Annotated in this window: 3 protein-coding genes, 16 tRNA genes and 1 rRNA gene; all 20 read right to left on the reverse strand. The window is 51.8% G+C overall.

Features of this window, described 5'->3' with window-relative positions; genetic code table 11:
* Positions 1 to 16 precede the first annotated feature (16 nt).
* Positions 17 to 3946 (reverse strand): sugar-binding protein, encoded by a 3930-nt coding sequence (locus BMY11_RS24475; protein WP_090582357.1) that lies wholly within the window; start codon positions 3944 to 3946, stop codon positions 17 to 19.
* Between the two features lie 159 nt (positions 3947 to 4105).
* On the reverse strand, positions 4106 to 5695 hold the full coding sequence (locus tag BMY11_RS24480) for a response regulator transcription factor (protein WP_177182809.1): 1590 nt from the start codon (positions 5693 to 5695) through the stop codon (positions 4106 to 4108).
* Positions 5688 to 7451 carry a sensor histidine kinase gene (locus BMY11_RS24485; protein ID WP_090582361.1) on the reverse strand — a complete coding sequence of 588 codons (1764 nt, stop codon included), beginning with the start codon at positions 7449 to 7451 and terminating at the stop codon, positions 5688 to 5690. Before BMY11_RS24485 ends, BMY11_RS24480 begins: the two co-directional genes overlap by 8 nt.
* A 144-nt stretch (positions 7452 to 7595) precedes the next feature.
* Positions 7596 to 7677 (reverse strand) — tRNA-Leu (locus BMY11_RS24490).
* 8 nt (positions 7678 to 7685) lie between these two features.
* Positions 7686 to 7762 (reverse strand) — tRNA-Arg (locus BMY11_RS24495).
* Between the two features lie 20 nt (positions 7763 to 7782).
* A tRNA-Cys gene (locus BMY11_RS24500) sits at positions 7783 to 7856 on the reverse strand.
* 10 nt (positions 7857 to 7866) lie between these two features.
* Positions 7867 to 7941: transfer RNA gene (locus BMY11_RS24505), tRNA-Gly, on the reverse strand.
* Positions 7942 to 7948: 7 nt separating this feature from the next.
* A tRNA-Gln gene (locus tag BMY11_RS24510) sits at positions 7949 to 8023 on the reverse strand.
* 29 nt (positions 8024 to 8052) lie between these two features.
* Positions 8053 to 8128 (reverse strand) — tRNA-His (locus BMY11_RS24515).
* A gap of 18 nt (positions 8129 to 8146) precedes the next feature.
* Positions 8147 to 8220: transfer RNA gene (locus BMY11_RS24520), tRNA-Trp, on the reverse strand.
* Between the two features lie 6 nt (positions 8221 to 8226).
* Positions 8227 to 8311: transfer RNA gene (locus tag BMY11_RS24525), tRNA-Tyr, on the reverse strand.
* 4 nt (positions 8312 to 8315) lie between these two features.
* A tRNA-Thr gene (locus BMY11_RS24530) sits at positions 8316 to 8391 on the reverse strand.
* A 22-nt stretch (positions 8392 to 8413) separates the two neighbouring features.
* Positions 8414 to 8489 (reverse strand) — tRNA-Phe (locus BMY11_RS24535).
* A gap of 14 nt (positions 8490 to 8503) precedes the next feature.
* Positions 8504 to 8580: transfer RNA gene (locus BMY11_RS24540), tRNA-Asp, on the reverse strand.
* 39 nt (positions 8581 to 8619) lie between these two features.
* A tRNA-Met gene (locus BMY11_RS24545) sits at positions 8620 to 8696 on the reverse strand.
* A 13-nt stretch (positions 8697 to 8709) separates the two neighbouring features.
* Positions 8710 to 8785, reverse strand: a tRNA-Val gene (locus BMY11_RS24550).
* Positions 8786 to 8854: 69 nt separating this feature from the next.
* Positions 8855 to 8929 (reverse strand) — tRNA-Glu (locus BMY11_RS24555).
* 5 nt (positions 8930 to 8934) lie between these two features.
* A tRNA-Ser gene (locus BMY11_RS24560) sits at positions 8935 to 9025 on the reverse strand.
* Between the two features lie 5 nt (positions 9026 to 9030).
* Positions 9031 to 9106 (reverse strand) — tRNA-Asn (locus tag BMY11_RS24565).
* 91 nt (positions 9107 to 9197) lie between these two features.
* Positions 9198 to 9285 (reverse strand): 23S ribosomal RNA (locus tag BMY11_RS24570); the annotation flags it as partial.

The raw sequence follows: 9285 nt of genomic DNA on the forward strand, positions 1-9285 counted from the left end.
TCCCCGTACTGCCTTTCTACTGCATCAGCCACAATGTACCGAATTGCGAAGCATTTTTGGCGCCGCCGACTCCGGAAGACCATTCGATATAGCCTTCACGCCCGCTGCCATCGTTGTCATTAACGAGGAAGGAGAAGCCCGCTTCCTTCATCGCCGTCCCATCACCGAAGCCATCAAGCTCAGTGAACGGAATGCTCAGCTCATACGTCGTCGTTCCGTTCGCTTCATCACGGATGACTGCGATATTGCCGCCTTCCATCAATCCGGATTTGGCAAAGCCCATCCCTTTGAAAATCTGCGCTTCTCCACCGTCCTGCTTGCCGATCTGCAGTTCATAGACCTGCGAACCATAGCCGGCGGAACCCGTATTCGCCGCATCGAAAGCAAGCTGTAGCGAGTCTCCCTGCCACATCGCACCGCCAGATTGCGGCTGGAATGCCCGATCATCCTTGACGACCGCAAACACATACAGCTTGGAGGCATCCCACATGAGCTTCACATTTGCCGAGACATCGTCCACCTGCCAGCTGGCGCGATAATCCGCACTCACTTGCTCCTGCATATTTGTCACCGCTGCGGCGGCGGAGGACCAACTGTCATCCGCAAGTCCGTCGATGACGGGAGCTTGCTCAGCATGCGAAGCGGTGATGACATAGAGCGTCTGGGCAAAAGGAATCGTTTCCCCTTCTGTGCTAATCGTACCCACAATGGCAAGCTCGCTCGATGCCTTTGTGCCACTGAGCGGATTCATGCGGTATGGCAGCGATACGGATGCGCCGGCAGGGAGCTCGAAGTTCGGCTGCGCGATCGTCATCTGCCAACCCGCAGCTGCTTGAAGCGCTACGCTGCCGGAGACGGACTGGCTCGTCATGTTAGTTAGCTTTATCGCCTTCTTATCAACCTGAACTGCCAGCTTCGGAACAATGTCTAGCGGTACGGTTTTGGCTTTTAATGTCGGCTTTGAACCTGTCTCTCTAACCGTTACCTGTACCGTGCCAAGCTCTACATTTGCAGGCGGCTTCAGCTGGAACGTGATTGTCTGGCTTGTATATGGCTGTACTTCATACGCACGTAACATCCCCTTAGCTGAAGCGATCCAGCTCTTCGGGATACCGGCGAGCTCTAACGTACCTGTAAGCTTGCGACTGCTATAGTTGTACACTTCAACCGAGAACGAATTGTCAAAGCCACGTGTGAGCGTAGCATGACCGATTCGCGTATACGGGCTATTCATGATCCAAGCCTGGTCAGGATCGTTATGCTTACCGGACTTCCCAGGATGATCGGCGTGCTTGGTGCCGCCTGTTCTCGGGTCAGCGCTCCCCACGTAAGACTGGAGCTTGCCTTGCACATAGAGAGGCTGCGCCGACAGCATCACCGTCACTTTGCCTTGAACAGGCGTGACTGTGGTGGCATTGCCGTAGAAATCATAGATCGTGACAGGCTTCGTCGTCCTGAGCTCAATCGTCTTCGCTGTCGTTGACCACATGGCGAGCACGGAATCAGCGCTGCCGTGCCCGCTAAAGGCAAGCGCGGTTACGCCGTCATCGCCAAGCGCGACATCTCCAGCGTAGGAAAGCTCTGCCAGTACGTGATTCATGGCAGCTACTGCCGGATAGACCGGCTTCACCGCCCCCCCGATGCTGGAATCGGCAAGACCGAACTGCGTATCCGTCGCAATGTTAAACGAGTAAAGTGCGTTGCGCTGCACGCCCATCGCATCCGCGAGCAAATAGCCCTTCACGGTGTATATGGCTTGATTCGATGCCCCCTGCTCATCTGTCCGCCAGCCCCATTCCGTCAGCCATAGCGGTTTATTCGGCGCCTTTGCCTGTACGCCTGCAAGATCATGGACGAAAGCATCTCCAGCCTCTGGATCACCTGCCTGATAAGGATGGATAACGACCGCGTCCGTGTAGTCCATCGCTCCGGCAGCGATCATCTCATCCAGATAGCCTCCGCCGGTTCCCGAGAGCCCGCTCATGACGACAGTCGCGGTAGGATCGGCCCGCTTCGCTGCCAAATACCCTGCCTTCAGCAGTTCAACATAAGCCTCTGCCGAGTGCGTCGGTCTGAAGAAGCCGTCCAAATTCGGCTCATTCCAAATCTCCCACTGGTGGACGGTATCCTTGTATCGCAATACCGTCTTATAGACGAAATTCGCATACTCGGAGACCGTACGTGGAGGGTAATGATCAGGCATATCCGCACCTTCTGCTGCGGTGCTTGCCCAAGTCGCGCTGTATGCCAGCATGCCGATCATTTGCAAGCCTTGCGATTTATTCGCCGCTACGATACGGTCATACAGCGACCAATCATACGAGCCTTTGGCCGGCTCGATTGTGTTCCACAGAAAATCATTCCGAACCAGCTGCGCGCCGGCTAGCCGGATGAGTCCCGCTTCCTGCTTCCGGAGATCGTCGCTAGCCAAATAATCGTAATGCGTCGAGAACCCACTTAGCGAAGCATCATCATCAGAATTATCATCCTTACGTGCCAATGCCGTCCCTTCCGATGATGAAGCCGGAGCAACGGCAGCGAAGGCAGAAGTCCGCGCCGACACCACGCCTGCATCATCCTCCATAACCGCTTCGATCGTATAATAGCCGTATTTCGGCACTTGGAACGACAGAGCTACATCAGTCTTGCCGCCTGCAGCAATTGCCGGTATATCGGCTGTACTTGACAATACGACCGCTTCAGACTCATCTCTGACGGTATAGCTTAACTTCCTTGTCAGCGCTGTCGGTACAGAACCGCTATTATCCAGCTTCGCATCCAGCGTGATGTTCTTGCCTGTGAACACCGAGCCCGCTCGTGAAGCAGTCAGCTCCGTAACATTCAAGGATGGTTCTTGAACCACCGGAGGCAACAAGCCGCCTTTGTAGAACGTAAAATCATCAAGCGACCAGCTGCCGGAGCCGTTCTCTTCCGGACTAATATTGATGCCGTTCACCAGTCCGAAGTCTAACTGTCCATTGCCTCCGCCATCCTGATAGGCGAGGTCTGACGCTGCAATCGTCACCGGTGTCCATCCCTCGCCATTCACAGCAATGACGGCACGGAACTTATCGCCGCCGTCCTTCTCCTCCACACCGACTGAATAATGCCGCTCCGTTCCGTCGCCGCGAATCATAAAGCTCAGCGCCTCTGTTCCTTCCAGCTTCCAGTCCGCTGGAATTGAGCCGTGAGCAACTAAGCCCCAACCGGCCGCGGAGCGTGTATAGTCGAACCTCGCTCCTTGACCTCCTTTGAACCCATCAATGGCTGACTTTGTAATTTGACTGCCATCTCCAGCCCACAGTCCCCAGTCTCCGAATACATCGGGCGAGAACGTATTCGTCAAGCTTGGCTCGAAATTGCCTAGCGTCATGTCGTCAATAGTGACTTGACCGGAGCGATTGATCTCCGGGCTGATATTGATCGAATTGACGCGATCCCAATCCAGATGCTGATCGCCGCCATCCTGATAGGTAAGCTCAGATACCGGTATCGTAACAAGCGTCCACTCCCTGCCGCTGATCGATATTAGCTTACGGTACTTGTCGCCGCCATCCTTCTCTTCGACACCGACATAGAAGTCCTGCTCAATTCCATCGCCTTTTGCATAGAACTGAATCGTTTTTATACCGTCCAATCGCCACTCCGCCGGTAGCTCCGCATGCGCGACAAGTCCCCAACCGAGCGCTGAACGATCGTAATCCATACGAACTGCCTTGCCTGTAACGCCGTCCACGCTCATCTGTTTAACGGAGCTGCCTTCGCCTGCCCATAATCCCCAGCCTGTAAATACATCAGGATCGAAGTTATTCATCCAAGTGACCGCCTCAGATGATGCAGCCCCCTCTGCCGCTATCTCCTGAATGGGCATCGACAACGGTAATGCCAGCATGAACGCCATCAACCATTTACCGCCGATTGCCCAAACCCTCGCGTGCTTCCCCAATTCGCTTCCTCCCCCGTTTATTCATCTCCTTGTGCTCATTTGAATAATAACGTTTGAGAAAGCGCTTTCTCTACCGAGTGTGGTGACAATTCCGACGTTTCTGTTACCTTATTGGACATACAGCAAGCCCCCAACCATGTTGATTGGAGGCTATGACCGTTATTTATTGAATTTTTGCCGATATTCCTTCGGACCAACACCGACAATCTTGCGGAACACTTTTGCAAAATGAGACAAATTCGCATATCCGACCGCGACCGCAATATCCGATACTTTACGGTCCGTATTCGCCAAGTAAGACTTGGATTTGTCCACTCGTGCATGCATGATGTAGTCCGACAAGGCAATCCCCGTTTCTTTCTTATAGAGTCGTGACAGATAAGCTGGATTCAGAAAAACATGCTTCGCAATATCTTCTCGCTTCAGCTCTTCCTCCATCAGATGCTGACTAACATATTGATGGATCTTATCAATGACCGCCCTCGTATCTGCCACCTGCGCGTGATAGACTTCAAAAGCCTCTTCAACCGTTTGCTGTGCCCACGAATGGAACTGTGTTAACGACCGGATACCACCCTTCACTACGAATCCGCCAAACATAGGCAAGCCTTGACGATGGAATGATCGATAGAGCAGATGCTTGATTGAGGTCGTAAGCATATCTACCGTATCGGCGGTCGTGTCACGCTCTCTAATCGAATTCACCGTGTCATCCAGCCGCTTCAGCAGCTCCTGCTTATTCCCCGATTCGAATAGCACCAGCCAATCATCAAACGGGGCAAAAGGAACCGCCTGCATCGTTCTGTCCGCCGATTGCTCGCGCGTAAACACATTGTTTGATTCCGCCACATTATCTTGTTCCTGCTCTAATAATGCACGGTAAGAAACAGACAGACGAGAGAGTACCGTCTCTTCCCCGATATAACAGGAGATTTCACAGTAGAAATATCGCTTTGCCGCCTCTAACAGCATTTTACATCGATCCTTCAACCTTTCCATCCCATCCACTTCGGCTAGACCGTCATAGAGGAGAGCCACATTGACGCCTGATCGGTCCTGCAGCACTGCCCCTCGTTCTTCCGCCAGCAGAATCTCCAGCGCCGAATTGCGGATGGCGTATTCCATAATCTCTTCATCCCGAGTATCGAGCTCTTTACTCCACTGCTCCACGCTAATTAATACCGGAAGGACCTTCTGATTCGATGTGAGCGGCAAGTTGTAGAGATGGATAGCCTCATCAATATTGCCCTGCGATGAAGCGATACGCTGGCTGAGTAAGTCCTGCCAGAACCGTTCGATGAGCAGTGGCTTCTGCTGCACCCAACGGTCGTGATAGCGCCGGTATGTTTCTTGGTACTCCCTTGCTTCTCTCTTGTCGCTTATCTCCTTCAGCGCTCCAGATACGATTCTCTTAAGCTCCTCATAATCTATTGGCTTTACGATATACTCATAGCTGCCGAGGTGTACCGCCTGCTGCGCATAGCTAAAATTAGCGTGTCCGGTCAGGAAGATCGTCTCCGTCTCTGGAAAATGTTCACGTGTCCACTCGAGCAGCTGAATGCCATTGTCACCAGGCATCTCGATGTCAGAGATCAGCAGGTCAACATTGACGTTGTTCATAAGCTCCTTCGCTTGCTTGGCGCTATATGCTTCATAGATGTTCTCAACGGGCATGCCTGTCCAATCGATCCCTTGCGTGATACCGGCAACCGAATATTTCTCATCGTCTACGATCAGCAAATTAAACATGCACATGGCCTCCCCCGTCACTCCCGAGCTGTAAGGGCAGCGTCAGCTTCACGACCGCGCCGCCTGTAACTCCATTCGCAAATTCCACAGCCGCTCTCTCCCCAAAATAAAGCCGCAGCCGATACATCACATTCCATATCCCGATATGATTGCCGTCCGCTTCCTCCATAAAACTTCCCGACCCTAACTGAGCCAGCTGCTCCGGAGGGAAACCTACTCCGTTATCCGAAATCTCGATCGTGAACAGCTCCGGGTCGTCCGTAAGCGCTTTCGCTTCAATCCGAACGATGAACGCCTCTCCTTCCATTCGTATGCCATGAATAATCGCATTCTCGACGAACGGCTGAACTGTAAGCGCCGGAATGGCCGAAGCTCCGAGCGGAACTGGGATATGCATCTCAAAGTCCAGCATATCGGGATAACGCAGTTTCTGGATCTCTAAGTAGTTGGAGATATGCTTTATCTCTTCATGTAAAGCTACATGTGTCCGGTTCGTCCGAATCGTAAATTTGAAATAATCCGCTAAGTATAAAGCCATCTTCTGTACGTTACCATGTAGCTTAAGAGTAGCGAGGCTATAGATAATATGTAAGCTGTTCAAATAAAAATGGGGATTGATCTGTACCTGCAGATGCTTAAGCTCCGCTTGTTTAACTCTCAGCTCTTGCTCATAGATACCAATCCGCAGCTGTTTGATCTGGTCAGCCATATGGTTGTAAGTCGAGGATAAGAACAGGAGCTCGCTCGTCTTATCCTCTGCCAGCCGGAAATTCAAATCTCCTTGAATGATCCGCCGCATACCGCGTATGAGATCACTGAGCGGTCTGAACAGAACGCGCTTAAGTAGAAAGATGTATAAGCCAAGCACGAGGACAGCGCCAAGCGGAATTAGCCATGCCGCCCTTACGAAGAAGGTGAGACGCTGAAGCAAGCTTCGTTCAGGCACGAGTACGACGACCCGGATATCCGATTGCGCAGACTTAGTCCCTACAGCAAGCTCCTTACCCTCTGGCTGCTCCAGAACGAAATAGGAGCCGTCTAGTGACTTCAGATGATGGCGGAGATCATCCAGGCCTGTATCCGACAGTGAGGATGGAGTCAGCGGCTCTCCATTCGGACCGATCATCATAACCTCACCGCCACCGCCGAGATTCAACTGTCGAAAGGGTACGAGCAGATTGTCCACGTCGATCCAGGCGCCGAGCATAACGTCAGGCGATGCGTGGACGGCCGTAAATAAACCATATTCGTCCCCGTTACGCAGAATGGTCCATTCTGCATTATCGTTCGTACTGCTCTTCTGAAGCCAACCTGCAAGCTCTCCAAAGTTTTTATAATTGCCGTCCGTGACCGTTAAATCCTGCGCCTTTCGGGAATATAGGAAAAATGTATTGATCCGGTACAGCACAAGATCATCACGCAGCCGATTTATAATTCTTGCTTTGCGTAGCTGATATTCACCGTCGTTGTCCGGGTATAAATTCAACGAGAGGACGTCCGGGTCGCCGGCAGCTCGCGTCAGCAAATAGTTACTCGTATCCTCAAGCACCTGATCAACCTTGCTCTGCATGAACAAATCGACCAAGTCATTATTGGAAGAGGCAACTTTCTCTCTCACAACTTGAATCGCATAAAAGTTGGTGTAGAGATGGTACGCAACAAGTGGAACGAGCATGGCGAATATGCCGATAATCAATTTAAACTGCAGCGACTGGAACAGTTTCACTTCGGATCGACCCTTTACCAATTTATTCATTCGATTATCTCATACAGCGCAAAATCCCGTCCACGATATTCCGGTGCGTAATTGAACGTTATCATTACTAATTGCGCATAAGCTTAGAAACAACAAAAAAAGCCTACAAGATCTAAGATCCTGCAGGCTGTCTGATGTATAAAGTGGTGCCGGCGAGAGGACTCGAACCTCCACGGTTTCCCTCACGATTTTGAGTCGCGCGCGTCTGCCATTCCGCCACGCCGGCTAAACTTATGGCGCGCCCTAAGAGATTCGAACTCCTGACCTTTTGATTCGTAGTCAAACGCTCTATCCAGCTGAGCTAAGGGCGCTCATTGCTAAAATAAAATTGTGGAGGCGCCACCCAGACTCGAACTGGGGGTAAAGCTTTTGCAGAGCTCTGCCTTACCACTTGGCTATGGCGCCAAACAAAAAATGGAGCGGAAGACGGGAATCGAACCCGCGACCCTCGCCTTGGCAAGGCGATGCTCTACCGCTGAGCCACTTCCGCAAATTAATGGCTGGGGATCTAGGATTCGAACCTAGGAATGACGGAGTCAAAGTCCGTTGCCTTACCGCTTGGCTAATCCCCAATACATTAAATGTTTTTTAGTAGTTGTTATGGGGCGACCGATGGGAATTGAACCCACGAATGCCGGATCCACAAACCGGTGCGTTAACCACTTCGCCACGACCGCCATACAACTATATTTAATTGGCAGGGGCAGCAGGAATTGAACCCACACCAAAGGTTTTGGAGACCTTTGTTCTACCTTTAAACTATGCCCCTAGGAAATGGTGGAGGATGATGGATTCGAACCACCGAACTCTGAGAGAGCAGATTTACAGTCTGCCGTGTTTAGCCACTTCACTAATCCTCCAAGATGGTGCCGGCGATAGGAGTCGAACCCACGACCTACTGATTACAAGTCAGTTGCTCTACCAACTGAGCTACACCGGCATATACAATTGCTTTCGAAAAATGGTGGCTCGGGACGGAATCGAACCGCCGACACGAGGATTTTCAGTCCTCTGCTCTACCGACTGAGCTACCGAGCCGAACTTTGATTAAATGGCGGAGCCGACGGGATTCGAACCCGCGGTCTCCTGCGTGACAGGCAGGCATGTTGGGCCACTACACCACGGCTCCGCGTTGAGCTATTTCGAATATTTATTCGAAATAAGAAATTGGTTGCGGGGGCAGGATTTGAACCTGCGGCCTTCGGGTTATGAGCCCGACGAGCTACCGAGCTGCTCCACCCCGCGTCATTAAGTTATATGGTGGAGGCTGACGGGATCGAACCGCCGACCCTCTGCTTGTAAGGCAGATGCTCTCCCAGCTGAGCTAAGCCTCCATGACAGCGACAAGTAATATCTTAACTCAATTACTGTATCGAATGCAAGTCTTTTTTTCAGGTAATAAATGGTGACCCGTAGGGGACTCGAACCCCTGTTACCTCCGTGAAAGGGAGGTGTCTTAACCACTTGACCAACGGGCCATATCTGGCGGAGAGCGAGGGATTCGAACCCTCGAGACGCGGTTAGCGCCTACACGATTTCCAATCGTGCTCCTTCGACCACTCGGACAGCTCTCCAGAAATGGCTCCCCGAACAGGACTCGAACCTGTGACAACTCGATTAACAGTCGAGTGCTCTACCAACTGAGCTATCAGGGAACAATGTAATTGTTCGGGCATTACTTAACACCCTGAAAACTGGATACGAACCTTTGCGAAGGTTTCTTGCTTTAGCTGATTTTAACTTATTTAGGATAAGCCCTCGACCGATTAGTATTCGTCAGCTGCACACGTTGCCGCGCTTCCACCTCGAACCTATCAACCTGATCGTCTTTCAG

This window comes from Paenibacillus sp. OV219 (genome assembly GCF_900110075.1).
Taxonomy (GTDB): Bacteria; Bacillota; Bacilli; order Paenibacillales; family Paenibacillaceae; genus Paenibacillus_Z.